This window comes from Chelatococcus sp. XZ-Ab1 (assembly GCF_029309855.1).
GTDB classification, from domain to species: Bacteria; Pseudomonadota; Alphaproteobacteria; order Rhizobiales; family Beijerinckiaceae; genus Chelatococcus_A; species Chelatococcus_A sambhunathii.
Genome location: NZ_JARKII010000003.1, coordinates 116,353 through 136,155 on the forward strand (window position 1 = coordinate 116,353; position 19,803 = coordinate 136,155).

Genomic DNA, 19,803 nt, shown 5'->3' on the forward strand with positions numbered 1-19,803 from the left:
GATGGCAGGGCAGGCGCCGGCACGGGTCTTCACCATCCCCCCGGGGGCGCCGTTCCTCGCAACCTTCGCCGATGCGCTGCTCGCCGGCCGCATCGTGCCCGGTTTCCCGGGCACCGACGATCCCCTCGCGCTCGCCTCGGCCACCATCTACCTGCCGACCCGACGTGCCGCCCGCGCACTCGCCGCGACCCTCGCCGAGCGGCTGCCGCAGCGCAGCGTGCTGCTGCCCGACATCCAGCCGCTCGGCGACCTCGATGCCGCGGAGCTCGCCCTCGCGGGGGAGGCGGAGCGCGCCTTCGGCGACGCGGCCGTGCATCTGCCGCCGGCGCTGGCGCCGACTGAGCGGCGCCTCATCCTTACCCGCCTCGTGCTGCAATGGGCCCGCGCCCTCGACGGCGCCATCCTGCCGGCCGAGGCGCACGAGCCCCTGCTCGTGCCCGCATCGCCGGCCGACGCCCTTGCCCTCGCCGACGATCTCGCCGCCCTCATGGACGGGCTCGCGACCGAGGACATCCCCTGGGCGGCGCTCGCCGGCCTCGTGGAGGAGCGCTACTCGCGCTATTACGGCATCACGCTCGACTTCGTGAAGATCGCCGCCGAGATGTGGCCGGCCATCCTCGCCGAGCGGCAGGCGAGCGACCCCGCCCGGCGCCGCTCGGCCCTCATCGACGCGCGGGCCGCCAGCCTCGCGGCGGCGGCGCCCCAAAGACCGGTGATCGTCGCCGGCTCGACGGGCTCCATCCCCGCCACAGCCCGGCTCATCGCCGCCATCGCACGCCTGCCCAAGGGCGCCGTGGTGCTGCCGGGGCTCGACACCGGGCTCGATGACGACACCTTCGCGCTCATCGGCGCGGGCGCCGACCTAACGGTGCATAACCACCCGCAGGCGATGCTCGCCCGCCTTCTCGCCACCATCGGCATTCCGCGCGCCGACGTCGCCGTCCTCGGCGCGCCCCCGTCGGGCCTTGCCGCTCGCTCGCGCTTCCTCTCCGAGGCCATGCGGCCGGCGGAGACCACGGACCTGTGGGCCGAGCCCGCCCACCGCCCGTCGGAGGCCGATCTTCACGCCGCCTTCGACGGCCTCGCCCTCGTCGAGGCGGCGGACGAGCGGGAGGAGGCGCTGTGCGCGGCCATTGCCCTGCGCGAGGCGCTGGAGGATCCGAAGGCGACGGCGGCGCTGGTGACGCCGGACCGGGCGCTCGCCGAGCGCGTGGCCGCCGAGCTCGCCCGCTGGGGCATCGCCGCCGAGGATTCGGCCGGCCTGCCGCTGCGGCGCAGCCCGCACGGCACGCTCGCCCGCCTCGTCGCCGATGCGGCTGCCGCCGACCACGAGCCCACGATCCTCGCCAGCCTCGTCGCCCATCCCCTCGCCCGCTTCGGCTGGCCACGGGCGACAATGGAGCGCGCTGCCCGCACGCTCGAGATCGGAGTGCTGCGCGGCCCCGCGCCGCCGCCGGGCCTTGCCGGTATCGCCGCCGTGCTCGCCGAGCGGCGGGCGGAAGCAAGCGACCACCGCGCGCCGCGGCCGCTGCGCCGCTTGACCGACACGGATTGGGACCTCGCCGAGACGCTCCTTACGCGCCTTAGCGAAGCCTTCTCCGGCTTTCGCGCCGAGGACGGAGAGGAACTCGACCTCGTCGCCCTCGTCGGCGCCCACCGCGCCGCGCTCGATGCAGTGGCGCGCCCCGGCGCCGACGAGCCGCTGCCCCTCGCCGCGGGAGAGGCGGGAGAGGCCCTGGCCGAGGTCTTCGACGCGGCAACGAGCGCGAAGGTCGACGGCCTCACCGGCCGCTTCGCCGATTATCCGGCCTTCTTCGCGACGCTGATGGCCGACGCGGTGGTGCGCCGGCCGATGTCCGGCCACCGGCGCGTCAAGATCCTCGGCCTGCTCGAGGCGCGCCTCGTCGAGGCCGATCGCCTCGTCCTCGGCGGGCTCGACGAGGAGGTGTGGCCGCCGACGGCGCGCACCGATGCCTTCCTCAACCGGCCGATGCGCGCCGCCCTCGGCCTCGCCCCGCCCGAGCGGCGCATCGGCCAGACGGCCCACGACTTCGTGCAGGCGCTCGGCACGCGCGACGTGGTGCTGACCCGGGCCCTGAAGCGCGGCGATGCGCCGACCGTCCCTTCGCGCTTCCTGCAGCGCATGCAGGCGCTGGCGGGCGACGAGCTGTGCGCGGAGCTGAGGCGACGGGGCGAGCGCCTGCGCCGCTACGCCGGGGCGCTGACGCGCCCGCCCGCACTCAGGCCCATCGAGCGGCCGCGGCCGAAGCCCGACCCGGCGCTGATCCCGCGCCGCCTCAGCGTCACCGAGGTCGAGACGCTGGTGCGCGACCCCTATGCCATCTTCGCCCGCCATGTGCTGAAGCTCGATCCGCTCGATCCCATCGCCGTGCCGCCGGGCGCCGCCGACCGCGGCACCATCGTGCACGAGGCGCTCGGCGCCTTCACCGCCCGCCATCCCGTGACGCTGCCGGCCGAAGCAGCCGAGGAACTGGTCGCCATCGGCCGGCAGGCCTTTGCCCCCATCGCCGCCTATCCGGATGTCGCGGCGCTGTGGTGGCCCCGCTTCCTGCGCCTCGCCGGGGCTTTCATCGCCTGGGAGACGGAGCGACGCGCGGATATCGATGTCGTTCAGGCCGAGGTGGCCGGCGCCCTCGCACTGGCGCTAGCCGACGGCAACCCCTTCCGCATCACGGCACGCGCCGACCGCATCGAGCGCCTGCGCGACGGCCGGGTGGTGATCGTCGATTTCAAGACAGGGCAGCCGCCGAGCTCAAAGCAGGTCTTCGCCGGCTTCTCCCCGCAGCTCACGCTAGAGGCTGCCATCCTTGCCGCAAGCGGCTTCCGCGACGTTGCACCAGTGCCCCCCGGGCTTTGTGAGCTTCTTTACATGCACGCCGGCGGCGCCCGTGACCCTCTGAGGCCCTGCCCGGTCAAGCCGCCGCGCGACGAGACGCGCTCCGTCGCCGAGATCGTCGTCGAGCACGAGAGGAAGCTGACGACCCTTCTGTCGCGCTACGTCACCGGCGAGATCGGCTTCGCGTCGCGACCCTTCCCGCAATTCGCCGGCCGCTTCGGCGCCTACGACCATCTCGCCCGCGTGCGCGAATGGTCGCTCGCCGGCGACGAGGCCGATCTTGGCGAACTCGGAGGCGAGGCATGAGCGGCCCGGCGCCCGGCGGGCTCAAGGTCCCGACGAAGACGATCCTCGACCAGCAGCGCGCCGCCCGGCCGGACGCCTCGGCCTGGGTGTCGGCCAATGCCGGCTCGGGCAAGACCAAGGTGCTCGCCGACCGCGTCATGCGGCTCCTGCTCTCCGGCACGGAGCCCTCGCGCATCCTCTGCCTCACCTTCACCAAGGCGGCGGCGGCGAACATGGAGAACCGCATCTTCGCCGAGCTCGGCAAGTGGGTGCGGCTCGACGACGAGGCGCTCACCGCCGCGCTCGAGAAGCTCGAGGGCCGCCGGCCGGACCGGGCCCGGCTCGCGCGCGCTCGCCGGCTCTTCGCCCATGCCGTCGAAACCCCCGGCGGCCTCAAGATCGAGACCATCCACGCCTTCTGCGAGCGCCTGCTGCACATGTTCCCCTTCGAGGCGAACGTGCCGGCGCGCTTCACGGTGCTTGACGACAACGAGAGCGCGGTTCTGCTCGCCGAGGCGCTGTCCACAGTCATGGCCCGGGCCGCCCTCGGCCGCGAACCCGGCCTGCGCGAGGCCCTGACGCTGCTCGCCGAGAACCATTCGGACACAGCCATCGCCGAGACGATCCGCGAGGCGCTGCGCCACCGCACGGCGCTCCTCGCCTACGCGCGCGAGCCCGACGCCTTCGCCGACACTATGGCCAGCCTTGCCACTGCCCTTGGTCTCGCGGAGGGCGAGACACTGCAGACCATCGCCCGCGCCATGTGCGAGGACGGCATCGCCCCGGCCGAATGGCCGGCGATCGCCGAGGTGCTGCGCGGCGGCAAGAAGACCGACCAGACGAATGCCGAAGCGCTGTCGCTGGCGGCGCGGGCGGACGATCCGTGGGAACGGCTGGCGCATTACCGCTCGCTGTTCTTCACCCAGAAGGGAACGCCGGCGGCCAACAGCAGCGTGGCGACGGCCGGCGTCCCGCGCGATCTTGCCGAGCGTCTTTTTGCCGAGCGCGATCGCCTCGCCGCCCTCGACGAGCGGATGAAGGGCGCAAGGACGCTTGAGCGGACGCAGGCCCTGCTCACCCTCGCGCAGGCTGTCCTCGCTCGCATCGAGGCTGTCAAGCGGGCGAGGGGCGCGCTCGATTTCGACGATCTGGTCGAGCGCACGCTGACCCTGCTCGAGCGCGCTGATACGGCCTGGGTGCTCTACAAGCTCGACGCCGGCATCGACCACCTCCTCGTCGATGAGGCGCAGGACACGAGTCCGACGCAATGGGCCATCCTGAAGCGGCTGACGGAGGAACTCTTTGCCGGTGAGGGCGCCGTCGCGAAGACACGCACGCTCTTTGCCGTAGGCGATCCCAAGCAGTCGATCTACGGATTCCAGGGCGCTGCACCGCAGGAATTCGAGGGCTCGGGCCGCTATTTCCAGACACGGGCAAAGCAGGCTGACCTCCTGTTCGAGCCGGTGGAGCTCACCGTCTCCTTCCGCTCCGCGCCGGCGGTGCTGAGCGCCGTCGATGCCGTCTTCTCGGTCGAGGCCCATTATCGCGGCCTCAGCTTCGCTGATGTCGCGGTCGGCACCGCGCATGAGAGCGCGCGCCCCGATGCCCCGGGCCTCGTCGAGATATGGGAGACGGAGCGGCCGGCAGATAGCGAGGAGCCGGAAGCCTGGGCGCTGCCGCTCGACGAAGTCACCGAAAGCGCGCCCGCCATCCGCGTGGCCGAGCGCATCGCCCGTACCGTCGAGCGGCTGACGCGGCACGGCGACGATGCCGGCCAGCGCTTCGCCCCGGGCGACATCCTCATTCTCGTGCGCAGCCGCGGCGCCTTCTTCGAGGCCGTCATTCGGGCCCTGAAGCGACGCGGCGTGCCGGTCGCCGGCGCCGACCGTCTCGACGTCGGCCAGCACATCGCCGTGCGCGACCTCGTCGCCGCGGGGCGGGCCGCCGTCCTGCCCGACGACGACCTGACGCTGGCCGCCGCCGTTAAGAGTCCGCTCCTCGGCCTTGATGACGACGATCTGATGCGCATCGCCGCACGGCGGGAGGAGAGCGAGAGCCTCGCCGACGCCATCGCGCGGACCAGCGCGGCCGGCGATGCAGCGGCTGCACGGGCGGGCGAGGCGCTCGCGCGCTGGCGCAATGCCGCCGCCCGCCGCGGTCCCTTCGCCTTCTATGCCGGGCTGATCGGCCCGGAAGGCGGCCGCGAACGGCTCGTCGCACGGCTCGGCCAGGAGGCGGGCGACGCCATCGACGCCTTTCTCGCCATGGCGCTCGACTTCGAGCACCGCCACGCGCCGTCGCTGAAAGCCTTTCTCCTCTCCTTCGAGAGCGACGGCCGCGAGGTGAAGCGCGAGATCAAGCGCGACCTCGACGCCGGACGCGACGAGGTCCGCGTCATGACGGTGCACGGTGCCAAGGGGCTGGAGGCGCCCTTCGTCATCCTCGCCGACGACTGCAGACAGCCCAACGGCCGCCATGATCCCAAACTCTTCGCGCTGCCCCTGCAGCACCGCGGCCGCGCCGGCCCGGCCACGGTGCCGGTGTGGTCGCCGAAGCGCGACGAGGACACTCCGGCCATTGCACGGCTCAGGGAAGCGGTACGCACGCGCGAGGCCGAGGAGCACAACCGCCTCCTCTATGTCGCCATGACCCGCGCGAAGGACCGGTTCGTCGTCGCTTCCTATAGCAACGGCAAGCGCGGCAAGGACGGCAACTGGCCCGAGCTGCCCGCCATGTGCTGGACTCGCATGATCCGCCGCGGCCTGGAGGGTCGGCTGGAAGAGGTCGAGGTGGACGGCCTGAGGGTCCAGCGCTGGCGAAGCGGCCCCCTCGACGCTCTCGCAGCCGCGCCGGCCTCCGCCGAGGATAGCGCCGGCATCGCCATGCCCGATTGGCTCGATCGGCCGGCGCCTGCGGAGCCGGAGGCGCCGCCGCCGCTCAGCCCCTCGAGCGCGCTCGCCGCCGCCGACAGGCCGCACCGTCCGGGTGACGGGCCCTTCGCCGCCGACGCGCGCCTTGCCGGCACGCTCGTACACCAGCTCGTCGAGCATCTGCCCGGCCTGCCTGCCGCGGCGCGCCGGACGGCGGCCGAGCGATTCGTCGCCGCGCGGGCCGGGCGCCTCGACGAGGCGAAGCGGGCCGGCGTTGTCGCCCAGGCCCTCGCCCTTCTCGACGAGCCGGCGCTCGCGCCCCTCTTTGGCCCTGACGCGCGCGCCGAGGTCGCCGTTGCCGGCGAGATCGCTGTCGGCAGCACGAGGCGCGCCGTCTCGGGACAGATCGACCGGCTCGTGGTGAGCGACGAGACCGTCGTCTTCGCCGATTTCAAGACGAGCGTCCGCCCTCCGGCGGATCTCGCGGCGGTGCCCGAGGCGCATGTCGTGCAGCTCGCCGTCTATGCGGCGCTGCTTGCGGACATCTTCCCCGGACGCAGCCTCAGGGCCCTTCTCGTCTACACCGCCGGGCCGCGTGTGCTGGAGGTTCCCGGCGAGGCGCTCGCCGCCGCGCTCGGCCGGATCCCGGTGTTGTGAACGGCCAGGGTGCCACCAGATCTAGCGTCAACGTGTGGGCACGCACACAAGTTGCCTTGACCGGAACGGGGGGCCTTCCTACGTTCGAATCGACTTGCTGCGCAGACTGCGCCGCGCATATGGAAAGGAACTCATCATGGCGACTGCGAAGGTGACAGATGCGAGCTTCGAGGCCGATGTCCTGAAGTCCGCAGAGCCCGTCGTCGTCGATTTCTGGGCCGAATGGTGCGGACCCTGCCGCATGATCGCGCCCGCGCTCGAGGAAATCGCCACCGAGATGGCCGGCAAGGTCAAGGTCGTCAAGCTCAACGTCGACGAGAACCCGAACACAGCCGCCCAGTTCGGCATCCGCTCGATCCCGACCCTCATGATGTTCAAGGACGGCAAGCTCGCCGGCCAGAAGGTCGGTGCCCTGCCGAAGAGCGAACTGTCCAAGTGGATCTCGACCGCCGTCTGAGTCGCGGCGCATCGACGCTGGAAGAAGGGCCCGCCGGGGCCCTTTTTTCTTGCCGCGATTGCCTGTTGCCGCCGCCGGGCCGCCGTGGCATGCCGGAACCATGCAGGACACGGACCTCCCCATCGCCCATCTCGTCCTCGGCGGCGCCCGCTCGGGCAAGAGCCGCCATGCCGAGGCGCTGGTCAGGGCGATGCCGGGACCGTGGATCTATATAGCCACTGCCGAGGCGCGCGACGCCGAGATGTTGGAGCGCATTGCCCGCCACCGTCATGACAGGGAACCCCAATGGCGGACTGTGGAGGCGCCTCGCGCCCTCGTCGCGGCCATCGCCGCGGCGCCGGAGGGCGCGCCCGTCCTCGTCGACTGCCTGACCCTCTGGCTCACCAACATCATGCTCTCGGACGAGGATGTCGAGACCGCTTGCCGGCAACTAACGGAGGCGGTAGCCCGCCGAAGGCGGCCGCTCGTCCTCGTCGCCAACGAGGTCGGCTTCGGCATCGTGCCGGACAATGCGCTCGCCCGCCGCTTCCGCGACCATGCCGGCCTCCTCAACCAACGCCTTGCCGCCGTCGTCGACCAGGTCACCCTCGTGGTCGCCGGCCTACCGCTCACCGTGAAGGGACGCGACCGATGACCGCCATCTCCCCCGAGGAAGCCGCCCGCCATCGCGAGAAGATGGTGAAGCGCAAGGCGGTGCAGGATGCGGAGGTGGCGGCAAAGACACGCGAGAAGGGCCTCCTCATCGTCAACACCGGCCCCGGCAAGGGCAAGTCCACCGCCGCCTTCGGCCTCATGCTGCGGGCGCTCGGCCACGGCTGGAAGGTGGGCGTCGTCCAGTTCATCAAGGGCAGCTGGGAGACGGGCGAGCGCCGCGCCATGGAGCGCTTTTCCGACCTCGTCGAATGGCACAGCATGGGCGAGGGCTTCACCTGGGAGACGCAGGACAAGGCCCGCGACATCGCCGCCGCCTCGCGCGCGTGGGACAAGGCGAAGGAGTTGATGGCGCGGGACGACGTCCGCCTGGTCATTCTCGACGAACTCAACATCGCCCTGCGCTATGATTACCTGCCGCTCGACGCGGTGGTGGCGACGCTCACGGCGCGGCGGTCGGATCTGCACGTGGTCGTCACCGGTCGCAACGCCAAGCCGGAGATGGTCGCCGCCGCCGATCTCGTCACGGAAGCGGGGCTCGTCAAGCATCACTTCGCCGCTGGGGTGAAGGCACAGGAAGGTATCGAATTCTGATGGTAACGCCCGCGGTGATGCTCCAGGGCACCGGCTCCAACGTCGGCAAGTCGCTGATCGTCGCGGGCCTGTGCCGCCTCTTTGCCCGCCGCGGGCTCACCGTGCGCCCCTTCAAGGCGCAGAACATGTCGAACAACGCCGCTGCAGTGGCCGGCGGCGAGATCGGCCGCGCCCAGGCGCTGCAGGCGCGGGCCGCCCGCGCCGAGCCTACCGTGCACATGAACCCGGTGCTGCTGAAGCCCGAGAGCGACCGCGGCTCCCAGCTCATCGTGCAGGGCCGGCGCCACGGCCATCTCGATGCACGCGACTTCACCGGCCGGCGCAAGGCGCTGATGCCCTTCGTGCTCGGCAGCTTCGCCAAGGTCTGCGAGGGGGCCGACCTCGTCATCGTCGAGGGCGCGGGCAGCCCGGCCGAGATCAACCTGCGCGCCGGCGACATCGCCAACATGGGCTTCGCCACCGAGGCCGACGTGCCGGTGGTGCTCGTCGGCGACATCGACCGCGGCGGCGTCATCGCCAGCCTCGTCGGCACCCATGCCGTGCTCGACGAGGCCGACCGGGCCATGGTGCGCGGCTTCCTCGTCAACAAGTTCCGCGGCGACCCCGCCCTCTTCGCCGCGGGCATGACGGCGATCGCCGAACGCACCGGCTGGCAGCCGCTCGGCCTGCTGCCCTGGCTTCCGGAGGCGAGCCGGCTGCCCGCGGAAGATGCGCTCGACCTCACCGGCACCGGCCGCAAGCCTGGCGACACGTTCCTCGTCGCCGCCCCCGTCCTGCCGCGCATCGCCAATTTCGACGATCTCGACCCGCTCAGGCTGGAGGAGGGCGTCTCCCTCGTCCTCGTGCCGCCCGGCCGGCCGATCCCGTCCGATGCCGACCTCATCGTCCTGCCGGGCTCGAAGGCGACCATCGCCGACCTCGCCCATCTCAGGGACGAGGGCTGGGACATCGACATCCTCGCCCATGTGCGCCGCGGCCGGCGCGTCGTGGGCCTGTGCGGCGGCTACCAGATGCTCGGCCGCACCATCGCCGATCCCGAGGGCATCGAGGGCACGGCCGGTGTCGTGCCGGGGCTCGGCCTTCTCGACATCGACACGGTCCTGACGGGCGATAAGACGGTGCGGCCGGTCGAGGCCGTCCATGCAGGGACGGGCTATGCGGTCACCGCTTACGAGATCCACCTCGGCCGCAGCGAAGGGCCCGATTGCGTGCGCGCGCCCTTTCGCGTCGCCGGCGAACGCGAAGGGGCCATGTCGCCGGACGGGCTCGTCATCGGCACCTATCTGCACGGCATGTTCGCCGCCGACGACTTCCGCCGGGTCTTCCTCGCCCAGGCGAGCGGCGGCACCTTCCGCGCCAGCCTCGCCTACGAGCGCAGCATCGAGGAAGCCCTCGACAGGCTCGCCGCCCATGTCGGCCGGCACATGGACGTCGCCGCACTCCTCGCCATCGCGCAGGAGCGAGGCGGCGAGTCGATCCGCTAACGCTCCCCGTTCACCTTGGCACGCACCTCGGCCGCAAGCGCCTCGATGGCGGCCGGCGTCGACGGCCCGCCGCAGATGGTGAGCCTGTCGGACAGGAAGAGGCGCCGCTCGGGCGGCAGCACGCGGGCAAGCGCCGGGTGGACGAGAAAGGCCGTGCCGTTGTCGATGGCGCGGGCATCGGCCTCGTCCATCACCACGAAGTCCGGCGGGTCCATGACGAGTTGCTCGAGGCGCACGAGGCCGCCCTGCGTCAGGCCGAGGCGGGCCTGCATCGGCTGAAGGCCCATGTGGCCGAGGAGTTCGCCGACGAGCGAGCGTTCCCCCGGCACATAGCCGCGCCGGTAGAGAACGAGCGCGGTGGCCGGGCGCCGTGCGATGCCCCTGGTACGCGCGAGCGCCGCCTCGATCTCGGCGGCAAGCGCCGCGCCGCGCTCCGGATGGCCGAGCCGGGCCGCAACGGCCCTGAGCTGCTCGCGCCCCCCGGCGATGTCGCGCCAGGGGTCGAGCACCATCAGCTCCACGCCGTGGCGCTCCAAAAGCTCGCGCTTGACGCGCGTCCCGTACCGGCCACTGAGCACGAGGTCCGCCTCGCCGACAAGGATCTCCTCCCCCGTGCCGCCGTTGACCGGAAGGTCATCAACCAGCCCCGCGAGGAAGGAATAATCCTCATCGCGCGACAGGGGGCTGAGCGAGGCGATCTGGCCGCGGTCGGCGAGTGCCAGCAGGAGTTGGTCGGCGCACAGGTTGAGCGAGACGACCCGCGCCGGAGGCGTTTCGGTGTAGCGGACAACGGACGGCACGGTTTCCGATCGGCCGGCCGCGGCGAGGCGCACCATATCCCCCTCCCCCCGCTCGCGGCGGGAAGGGGTCAGGGGTGGGGGGCCGGCGGGTGCAGGCCGGAAGCCTTCCGGGCCGACGGACACACCACCTGCAATCGTCGAACGCCCGCCGGCGGAACCGCCCCCCACCCCGGCCCTCCCCACCACTGCGTGGGGGGAGGGAGGAGAGAGGCGCTCCGGCTCGCTGCTGCCGGAAGCCGGCCCAAGGCCGAGCCCTGTTGCAAGCACGATCGCGAACGCGACAGCCGTCCTCATATCCTCATGTCCTTGCCTGCCCTTACGGGCGCAATCTCGGCCGCAGCCTTACGGCGCTCCTTGCGCCGGCGCAAATGCACGGGCGGTGTATCCGCTCCGCGTGCTTGCGGCCGAGCCGCGGTCTGCGTAAAGAGGCCCTGCGTTGGTGCCCCGCCGCAGCGGGGTGAAACGGGAACGCGGTGCAAGACCGTGGCTGCCCCCGCAACTGTGAGCGGCGAGCGGCGATTCGACGAAGCCACTGGGGCCATCGGGCACCGGGAAGGCCGAATCGCCGCAGGGACCCGCAAGCCAGGAGACCGGCCAGCGCGCGAGGCAACCCTGACATCCGCCGGAGGGGCGGAATGGAGGTTTTCATGGCCGGTTCCGCCGGCCGCCGGACGCTCTCCGGCGGTATCTTCCTTTTGTCTTCCCTCATCCTTGCCGCCACCGATGCCGCCAGCAACGAGATAGCCCTGCGCGAGATCGTCGTCACGGCGACGCGCGGCCCGCAGGCCATTGCCCGCAGCGGCAGCGCCGTTACCGTCATTACCGGCGAGGAGATCGCCCGCGCGGGCGCTCGCACGCTCAACGAGGCCCTGCGCCGCGTGCCCGGCCTCGACCTCACCGAGAGTGGCGGCACGGGCGCCACCGCCTCTGTGCGCCTGCGCGGCGGCGAGCCGGGCCAGACCCTGGTGCTGATCGACGGCGTGCGCGTCAATGATCCGTCCACCGGCAACGGCCAGTTCGACTTCTCGTTGCTGGTGCCGACCGGCATCGAGCGCATCGAGGTGCTGCGCGGCCCCCAATCGGCCCTCTACGGCTCGGACGCGATGGGCGGCGTCGTCAACATCATCACCCGCAAGGGCCGCGGCGAGCCGCGCGCAGCCATCGCCGCCGAGGGCGGCAGTTACGGCAGCAGGGGGGTGCAGGCCGCCGTGTCCGGCGGCGATCCGCGCTTCAACTATGCCATCTCGCTCAACGGCTACGACACCGCCGGCTTCTCGCGCTGGGGCCACCGCATCGGCCGCCTCCGCGCCCGGCACCCATGGCCGCTGGAGAACGACGGCGCGCGCCGCTTCGGCCTCTCCGCGCGCTTCGGCTTCTCGCCGAGCGAAGACGTCGCCTTCGACGTCGGCGGCTCGGCCTATGTCAATGCCACGCAATACGACGCGGCCTTCGGAGCCTTTCCCGACACCCCGTCGTCGAGCGTCCAGCGCCTCGGGCAGGTCCATGCCAGGGCGACCGTCCACGCCTTCGACCGGCGGCTGAAGAACACCTTTCTCGTCTATGCCAACCGCACCGAGCGCGACTATCGCTCCATCAGCTATTACGGCAGCACGGCAGCGCCGGTGACGGACTGGTCGAAGGATGGCTATGTCGGCGGGCGCGTCGGCGCCTCCTATCAGGGCGATCTCTCGCTTGATGCCTTCGGCCTCCTTACCTTCGGCGGCCAGGTGGAACGCGAGACGTTGACGAGCACGAGCCAGCCGGTGCTGCCGGTGCCCGGCCTACGCACGACGCTCGACGATGCCGCCCAGACCACCCGCTCGCTCTTCGCCCTGCACCAGATCGCCCTCGCCGAGCACTTGAACCTGTCGCTCGGCGGGCGCATTGACGACATCGAGGGGGCGGACCGCTTCGCCACCTGGCGCGCCACCCTCGCCTACGACATCGCGGAGAGCGGCACCGTGCTGCGCGCAAGCGCCGGGACGGGCGCCAAGGCTCCGACGCTCTACCAGCGCCTCGATCCGCTCTACGGCAATGCGGCGCTCAGCCCGGAGCGCTCCTTCGGCATCGACGCCGGCATCGACCAGAAGCTGTTCGACGGGCGGCTCACCCTTTCCGGCACGCTGTTCCTCAACCGCTTGCGCGATCTCATCAATTTCCAGAGCGATCCGTCCTGCCGGCCGGACCAGCCCTTTGGTTGCTACGTCAATGTGGCGCGGGCCGAGACCAGCGGCTTCGAACTGGCGGCGAAGGCCGAGCTCATTCCCGGGAGGCTTGGGCTCGACATCGCCTATACGAACCTTGTCGCCATCGACCGCACCACCGACCTCAGGCTCGCCCGCAGACCGGAGAACGCCGCGCGCATCGGCCTCACCTTGACGCCCGCGCCGGGCCTCGTCATCGCGCCGACGCTCGTTCTCGTCGACGCGCGCTATTCCGCGGCGCACGAGAAGGACAGGCTCGCCCCCTATGCCCGGCTCGACCTCTTCGCCTCCTATGAGGTGTCGGAGGGCGTGTCGCTCTTCCTGCGCGGTGAAAACCTCACCGATGCGCGCTATGAGGAGGTGAAGAACTACGGCACGGCGGGGCGCTCGCTCTACGCCGGCCTCAAGGCCAGCTGGTGAGGCGATGGACGGCGCAGGGGGCAGGGAGATCGAGGAGGAGGCGGCCCGCCGCTCCGGGCGCTGGCTGGTGCCGGCGCTCGTCGTCATCCTCCTCGTCCTGTGCGTCCTGTCGCTGATGCTCGGCCCGGCGCGGCTCACGCCAGCCACGGTGATCGAGGGCCTCCTCGGCGACAGCGGTGGTGCGGGCGTCGTCGTGCGCGACATCCGCCTGCCGCGCACCCTGCTCGCCGTCATCATCGGCGCGACGCTCGGCCTTGCGGGCGCCGCCTTGCAAGGTCTGCTGCGCAACCCGCTCGCCGCACCCTCCGTCTTCGGTGCGCCGCAGGCGGCGGCGCTCGGGGCCGTCGTCGTCATCTATTTCGGCTATGCGGAGGTCTATTCGCCCGCCCTGCCGCTCGCCGCCATCGCCGCCTCCTTCCTGTCGGTGCTCGTCGTCATCCTCATCGCCGGTGAGGGTGCGAGCCTCGTCGTCCTCGTCCTTGCGGGGCTTGCCATCTCTAGCCTCGCCGGGGCGGCCACCTCGCTCGCCATCAGCCTGTCGCCCAACGCCTTCGCCGTCACCGAGATCGTCTTCTGGCTCATGGGCTCGCTGGAGGACCGGACCATGCGCCACGTCGCGCTCGTGGCGCCCTTCGCGCTTCTCGGGGCCGCGCTCCTCCTCTCCCAGGGTGGGGCGCTGCGCACGCTGGCGCTCGGCGAGGAAGCCGCCCGCAGCCTCGGCATCGACGTGCGCCTGCTGCGCCTTGCGGTCGTCACCGGGGTGGCCGTCGGCGTCGGCGCGAGCGTCGCGGTCGCCGGCACCATCGGCTTCATCGGCCTCGTCGCCCCGCACATCGTGCGCCCGCTCGTCGGTCATGACCCGGGCCGCACGCTCGTGCCGGCAGCGCTCGCCGGGGCGGTGCTGCTGACTGCGGCCGATTGCGCCGTGCGTGTCATCCCCTCCGCCACCGAGGTCAAGCTCGGCGTGCTCACCGCCATCGTCGGCGTCCCCTTCTTCCTCTACATCATCGTGCGCCGCCGGGCCGAGCTGACGGGAGCGCCGGCATGACGGGTCCCACTCTCGCCGCCCGCGCCGTCGCCGCGCGCCTCGGCGGCCGGCAGGTGCTCGCCGGCGTCGACCTGACACTTTCGCCCGGCAGCCTGACTGCCATCATCGGCCCGAACGGCGCCGGCAAGACGACATTGGTGCGGGTAATGGCCGGGCTCGTGCGGCCGGAGGTAGGCACGGTGCTCCTCGGCGAACGGCCGCTGCCGGCGCTCTCAACCCGCGAGCGGGCCCGCGCCATTGCCTATCTGCCGCAGGGTGGCACCGTCGCCTGGCCGCTGCCGGCCGCCGACGTCGTCGCCCTCGGGCGCGTGCCGCACGGCGGCGGGCCGGGAACGGGCCGGATTGATCCGGCTGTCGCCCGCGCCATGCGCGCCACCGACAGCGAGGCCTTCGCCGGACGGGCCGTCACCACCTTGTCGGGCGGCGAGCGGGCGCGCGTCCTGCTCGCCCGCGCGCTCGCCGTCGAGGCGCCGGTGCTCATCTGCGACGAGCCGGTCGCCGCGCTCGATCCGCGTCACCAGCTCGCGGTGATGGGCGTGCTCGCCGCCGAGGCCCGGAAGGGCCGCGCCGTCGCCGTCGTGATGCACGACCTCGCCCTTGCCGCGCGCCATGCCGACCGGGTTGTCATCCTCGCCGAGGGACATCTCGTCGCCGCCGGCACGCCGCACGCGGTGCTGACCCCGGCCCTGCTGGCGGAGGTCTTCGGGGTCGCCTCTCTGCGCGAGGAGCGGCCGGACGGGCTGCTCGTCCTGCCCTGGCGCCCGCTTGCGCCCGCATCCCCTGTTTGACGACTGACGCACAACGTCATACCTCTAATCGACATACCCCGGTCCCGAAAGGCGGGACGGAGCATTCGGTTCGAGAGAAGTCGATCATCTGCCATGAAGGACGGCAGCCCAAGCCCGGACACCCGCGCGCGTATCATCGCCGCCGCCGAACAGCTCTTCCGCGACATCGGCTTCCAGAAGACGACCGTTGCCGACATCGCCAAGACCCTCTCCATGAGCCCAGCCAACGTCTACCGTTTCTTCGCCTCCAAGAAGGACATCAACGAGGCGGTGGCCGAGCGCATGACCGGCCGCAAGCGAATCCGGCTCGAAGCCGTCGCCAGCGAGCCGGGCACGGCGCGCGAGCGCATGCGCCGCCTCCTGACTGAGATGCACATCATGATGGCGGAATTCGCCGATGCCGATGCCAAGATCCAGGAGATGGTGGCCGTCGCCATCGCCGAGAGCTGGAGCGTCATCCACGACCACATCCGCGACATCGACACGATCATCGCCAATGTGGTGCGCGAGGGCATCGCCGAAGGCGAATTCTCGGATGTGGATCCGGAGGTGGCCGGCCCCTGCGTGCGCGCGGCGATGACACGCTTCTGCCATCCGAGCGTGCTCGTGATGTGCCGTGACATCCCGCAGCCGACCCTCGACGAGCAGATCGACTTCATCCTGGCGGCCCTCGGTGCGGGGCGGCAGGAGACCCCGCGCCGGGCCCGCGAGGCGACCCGCGCAACCTGAACCGCCCGCAGCTCCCGTCGGTTCGGCGCGTTGACAAACCGCCCCGTCAGGCTGATACCGCGCACACATCCATTCAGAACGGCTCCAGATTCTTGGCACAACTCCTGGCGAAGAAGACGCTGATCATTGCCCACGACCTCGGCGCGACCATCCTTGCCGTGGTCCTGGCCTTTATCGTGCGCTTCGAGGGCCCGCAGCTCGGCGAGCGCCTGGCGCTGCTGCCGCACGTCCTTGTCGTCTTCGTGCCGCTCGCCGCCGTCACCTACTGGTACTTCGGCCTCTACCGCTCGCGCTGGCGCTTCGCCTCGCTGCCCGACCTGTCGAACATCTTCAAGGCGGTCACGATCCTGGCGCTGGCACTGCTCGTCGGCGACTATGTCCTCGCCTCGTCGCGCTTCTACGGCTACTTCTTCTTCGGCAAGATCACCATCGCGCTCTACTGGGTGCTGCAGATGTTCCTGCTCGGCGGGCCTCGGCTTGCCTGGCGCTATCTGAAATACGCCCAGTCGCGCCACAGCATCGAGCGGCAGGACGCCACCGCCTCCCTTGTCCTCGGGCGCAGCGCCGAGGTGGAGGTCGCGCTGCGGGCCATCGAGAGCGGTGCTTTCTCGAAGATCGCGGCCAAGGGCATCCTGTCGCCGCGCGAGTCTGATCTCGACCAGGCGATTCGCGGCGTGCCGGTGCTCGGCACCTTCGTCGAACTTGAGCAGGTCATCGCCGATCTCGCCGAGCGCGGGATCAACGTGCGCCGTCTCGTGATGACGCCGAGCGCCATCAACGCCCCCGAAGCCGACGCCCTGCTCGCCCGCGCGCGGCGCCTCGGCCTGCCGCTGTCGCGGCTGCAGGGCCTTGATGAGGAAGGCCTGCGCGACCTCACCCTTGCCCCCGTCGACATCGAGGACCTGCTGCTGCGCCCGACGGTCGAGATCGACAAGGCGCGCCTCGCCCGCTTCATCCGCGGCAAGCGCGTACTCGTCACGGGCGGCGGCGGCTCCATCGGCAGCGAGATCTGCGCCCGTGTCGCCGCCTTCGGCGCCGATGCGCTTTACGTGCTCGAGAGTTCGGAGCCGGCGCTGCATGCGGTGACCGAGCAGCTCGCCGTGCTCGACGCGCCGACGCGGATCGAGGGCGGCATCGCCGACGTGCGCGACCGCGAACGCATCGAGCATCTCTTCCGGCAGTTCGCACCCGACGTCGTCTTCCACGCCGCGGCCTTGAAGCACGTACCCTATCTGGAGCAGGACTGGAGCGAGGGCATCAAGACCAACGTCTTCGGTTCCGTCAACGTCGCCGATGCGGCAGTCGCTACCGGCGTGCGCGCGCTCGTCATGATCTCGACCGACAAGGCCATCGAGCCGGTATCCATGCTCGGCACGACGAAGCGCCTCGCCGAGATGTATGCCCAGGCGCTCGATGCCGAGACGGCAGCGAATGGGGGCAGCGGCACGCGCCTCATCGCCGTGCGCTTCGGCAACGTCCTCGGCTCCGTCGGCTCGGTGGTACCGAAGTTCAAGGCCCAGATCGCCCGCGGTGGCCCCGTCACCGTCACCCATCCGGACATGGTCCGTTATTTCATGACGGTGCGCGAGGCCGCCGACCTGGTCCTTACCGCCGCCTCCCATGCCGATGCTGAGGGCCGCATGGCCACCGGCGCCGGCCGGCGCGCCGCCGTCTACGTCCTCAAGATGGGCCAGCCTGTCCGCATCTACGACCTCGCCCAGCGCATGATCCGACTCGCCGGCTTCGAGCCCGGCGTCGATATCGACATTGCCATCACCGGCGTGCGCCCCGGCGAGCGCCTGCATGAGATCCTCTTCGCCCGCGAGGAGCCGATGACGGAGACGGGCATCGACGGTGTCATGGCGGCCGAGCCGGTCTTCGCCGACAAGGCGCGCATCGCGGGCTGGCTGGCACGGCTCGAGAAGGCGGCGCGCACCTACGACCGCGCCAGCGCCGAGGCGGTGATGGCGGAGGCCATCCCCGAGTTCAGCCGCCGGCAGCCCCCAGCCGCCGCAGGCCTTCCGGTGTCGTCAGAAGCGGTCGCCAGCCGAGCGCCGTGAGGCGGCCCGGCTCGACGACGAGCGAGCCGGCTAGACGCTCGAGCACTGCTTGGCGGCCGGCAAGCCGCAACAGCTTGGCGATCCACCGCTCGTCAATGTCGATGACCCCCGGGCGCCGTCCCATCCCGGCCCTTAGCGCCGCGATAATCTCCGCCAGCGAGACGGGTGCCGCATCGGCCACCAGCATGGCCCCTGACAGCGGGCCGGGCTGCGCCAGCACATGGACGATAGCATCGGCAAGGTTCTCTACCGCAAGAAGCGAGCGCCGGGCGCCGAGCCCGCCGAAGGGCAACGGCAACGGCAGGCGCGCCAGCCTGACGAGGGCCCCCATGTTGCCCGCAACACCCCGGCCGTAGACCAGCACGGGCCGTAGCGACACATGGTCGATGCCGCGCTTGGCAAGGCCGCGCTCGGCCGCGAGCTTGGAGCGGCCGTAAGGATCGACCGGGGCGGGCGAATCGTCGTCCCTGACAGTCGCCGTCGCGCTCGCTCCGCTCTGAGCGCGGACGGAGGACAGGAAGACGAAACGGCGCACGCGGCCGGCCGCGGCATCGGCCAGCGCGAGCGTCGCATCGGTATTGACTGCCTGATAGCGCGCCTCCGCGACACCGGGCCCCACATGGGCGATGCCGGCCCCGTGCACGATGGCGTCGACGCCGCCGAGCCCCGACGCCCAATCGACCGGCCCGGCAAGATCGCCGATGACGAAAGGCTCACTGCCGGGCGGCACGCGGCCCGCATCGCGCACGGCAGCGCGGACGGCATAGCCGGCTTCGCGCAAGCCGGCAGCCACGTGCCGGCCGACGAAGCCGGAGGCTCCGGTGAGGAGAACCGTGCCGCGCGCGCCCGTCATCATGCCGCGGCGATGCCAGCGCGCGGACGCGAGAAGCGCAGCAGCACAAAACCGACGCCCGCCGCCCCGAGCGCGACGATGGCCACCTGAAGCGCCGGAGAGGTGACGCCCAGCGAAATCGCCGCCAGCACGGCAAGGAAGAGATTGAGGACCAGCACCTGGCCAACGACGGCCGGCACCGAATAGCCGTTATCGGTGGCGCGCTGGTAGAAATGGCTGCGGTGCGCCTGCCATACGCGCTCGCCGCGCGCGAGCCGCCTGAAGAGCGTCAGCGTGGCGTCGGCCAGATAGTAGAGCGGCAGGAGGACGGCGGCGGCGAGCCCGCCATGGGCGGCGAGCACGAGCAGCAGGTAGCCGGCGATGAGCCCGATGGGCAGCGAGCCGACATCGCCGAGGAAGAGCCGGGCCACCGGCCGGTTGAAGGGCGCAAAGCCGAGGAGACCGCCAAGCAGGGCCGCCGCGAGCACGCCCTCCGCCGGTGGCAGTAGGCCGGACAGGGCGAAGGTGGTGAGCGCGGCGCACAGCGGCGCGAATTCCGCCACCGTCATCAGGTCGAGCCCGTCCATGAAATTGACGAGATTGACGAACCAGACGCCAGCGAGCACCAGCAGGGCCTGCTCGCAGCCGAGGGGTAGCCAGTCCGGCCCGATGCGTGCGACGTTCGTCGCTGCGACGACCACGAGACCGACAGCGGCGAACTGCGCGCCGAGGCGCGGCAGCACGGGCAGCGGGCGCATGTCGTCGAAGGCGCCAAGCCCCGCGAGCACGATGGCTGCTATTGCGACGGCGAGGAGCGCGGCACCGCCACCGGCACCAAGCGGCGGCAGGCCGATCGCGAAGGCCACCGCACCGGCCGCGAGCGCGGCACCGAGCACGGCGATGCCCCCGCCCTGCGGCGTCGGGATGCGATGGCTCGAGCGCGCGTTGGGCCGCGCCAGCGCATAACGCTGCAGCAGCGGGCGCAGCAGGATGATGGCGAGCCCTGCCAGCAGGGCGGCGCCGAGGCAGGTGGTGGCGAACAGCGCCGTCACGTCGCGCTCCGGATG

The 19,803-nt window shown here is 71.5% G+C and carries 14 protein-coding genes and 1 riboswitch; of the genes, 11 read left to right on the top strand and 3 right to left on the bottom strand.

Annotated features, from left to right (window positions below):
• The first annotated feature begins 1 nt into the window (after position 1).
• The 6 genes from addB to P2T65_RS06460 all read left to right on the top strand — a co-directional run bounded on the left by addB (position 2) and on the right by P2T65_RS06460 (position 9,855).
• Positions 2–3,163: a double-strand break repair protein AddB gene (addB, locus tag P2T65_RS06435; RefSeq protein WP_276199434.1), complete on the top strand. Its 3,162-nt coding sequence runs from the start codon at positions 2–4 to the stop codon at positions 3,161–3,163.
• Entirely contained in the window at positions 3,160–6,669 is a 3,510-nt protein-coding gene (addA, locus tag P2T65_RS06440) for a double-strand break repair helicase AddA (RefSeq protein WP_276199435.1), read from the top strand. Before addB ends, addA begins: the two co-directional genes overlap by 4 nt.
• Positions 6,670–6,805: 136 nt before the next feature.
• Positions 6,806–7,126, top strand: a complete 321-nt coding sequence (gene trxA / locus P2T65_RS06445; RefSeq protein WP_019403177.1) for a thioredoxin — start codon at positions 6,806–6,808, stop codon at positions 7,124–7,126.
• A gap of 100 nt (positions 7,127–7,226) precedes the next feature.
• Positions 7,227–7,760 (top strand): bifunctional adenosylcobinamide kinase/adenosylcobinamide-phosphate guanylyltransferase, encoded by a 534-nt coding sequence (gene cobU / locus P2T65_RS06450; protein WP_055459418.1) that lies wholly within the window; start codon positions 7,227–7,229, stop codon positions 7,758–7,760.
• Positions 7,757–8,371: a cob(I)yrinic acid a,c-diamide adenosyltransferase gene (gene cobO / locus P2T65_RS06455; protein WP_276199436.1), complete on the top strand. Its 615-nt coding sequence runs from the start codon at positions 7,757–7,759 to the stop codon at positions 8,369–8,371. Before cobU ends, cobO begins: the two co-directional genes overlap by 4 nt.
• On the top strand, positions 8,371–9,855 hold the full coding sequence (locus tag P2T65_RS06460; RefSeq protein ID WP_276199437.1) for a cobyric acid synthase: 1,485 nt from the start codon (positions 8,371–8,373) through the stop codon (positions 9,853–9,855). The genes cobO and P2T65_RS06460 overlap by 1 nt, the downstream gene beginning before the upstream one ends.
• On the opposite strand, the gene P2T65_RS06465 is transcribed toward P2T65_RS06460, so the two are convergent.
• Positions 9,852–10,691, bottom strand: coding sequence for an ABC transporter substrate-binding protein (locus tag P2T65_RS06465; protein WP_276199438.1), 840 nt, complete (start codon positions 10,689–10,691; stop codon positions 9,852–9,854). The two genes, P2T65_RS06460 and P2T65_RS06465, sit on opposite strands and share 4 nt — an antisense overlap.
• 384 nt (positions 10,692–11,075) lie before the next feature.
• Positions 11,076–11,269, top strand: a riboswitch (cobalamin riboswitch).
• Between the two features lie 33 nt (positions 11,270–11,302).
• Between P2T65_RS06465 and P2T65_RS06470 the strand changes: the two genes are divergently transcribed.
• The 5 genes from P2T65_RS06470 to P2T65_RS06490 all read left to right on the top strand — a co-directional run bounded on the left by P2T65_RS06470 (position 11,303) and on the right by P2T65_RS06490 (position 17,904).
• Positions 11,303–13,279: a TonB-dependent receptor gene (locus tag P2T65_RS06470; protein WP_276199439.1), complete on the top strand. Its 1,977-nt coding sequence runs from the start codon at positions 11,303–11,305 to the stop codon at positions 13,277–13,279.
• Positions 13,280–13,283: 4 nt separating this feature from the next.
• Positions 13,284–14,327, top strand: a complete 1,044-nt coding sequence (locus P2T65_RS06475) for an iron ABC transporter permease (RefSeq protein WP_186438007.1) — start codon at positions 13,284–13,286, stop codon at positions 14,325–14,327.
• Positions 14,324–15,115: an ABC transporter ATP-binding protein gene (locus tag P2T65_RS06480; RefSeq protein WP_055459423.1), complete on the top strand. Its 792-nt coding sequence runs from the start codon at positions 14,324–14,326 to the stop codon at positions 15,113–15,115. The genes P2T65_RS06475 and P2T65_RS06480 overlap by 4 nt, the downstream gene beginning before the upstream one ends.
• 93 nt (positions 15,116–15,208) lie before the next feature.
• Positions 15,209–15,844 (top strand): TetR/AcrR family transcriptional regulator, encoded by a 636-nt coding sequence (locus P2T65_RS06485; RefSeq protein ID WP_055459424.1) that lies wholly within the window; start codon positions 15,209–15,211, stop codon positions 15,842–15,844.
• 92 nt (positions 15,845–15,936) lie between these two features.
• Positions 15,937–17,904 carry a nucleoside-diphosphate sugar epimerase/dehydratase gene (locus tag P2T65_RS06490; RefSeq protein WP_055459425.1) on the top strand — a complete coding sequence of 656 codons (1,968 nt, stop codon included), beginning with the start codon at positions 15,937–15,939 and terminating at the stop codon, positions 17,902–17,904.
• Here the strand turns inward: P2T65_RS06490 and P2T65_RS06495 are convergent.
• Both P2T65_RS06495 and P2T65_RS06500 read right to left on the bottom strand, forming a co-directional pair.
• The gene (locus P2T65_RS06495; protein WP_063186903.1) at positions 17,831–18,757 is read right to left on the bottom strand and encodes an NAD-dependent epimerase/dehydratase family protein; all 927 of its coding nucleotides are present in this window, start codon (positions 18,755–18,757) and stop codon (positions 17,831–17,833) included. The two genes, P2T65_RS06490 and P2T65_RS06495, sit on opposite strands and share 74 nt — an antisense overlap.
• The gene (locus P2T65_RS06500) at positions 18,757–19,788 is read right to left on the bottom strand and encodes a glycosyl transferase (RefSeq protein WP_055459426.1); all 1,032 of its coding nucleotides are present in this window, start codon (positions 19,786–19,788) and stop codon (positions 18,757–18,759) included. Before P2T65_RS06500 ends, P2T65_RS06495 begins: the two co-directional genes overlap by 1 nt.
• Positions 19,789–19,803: the final 15 nt, after the last annotated feature.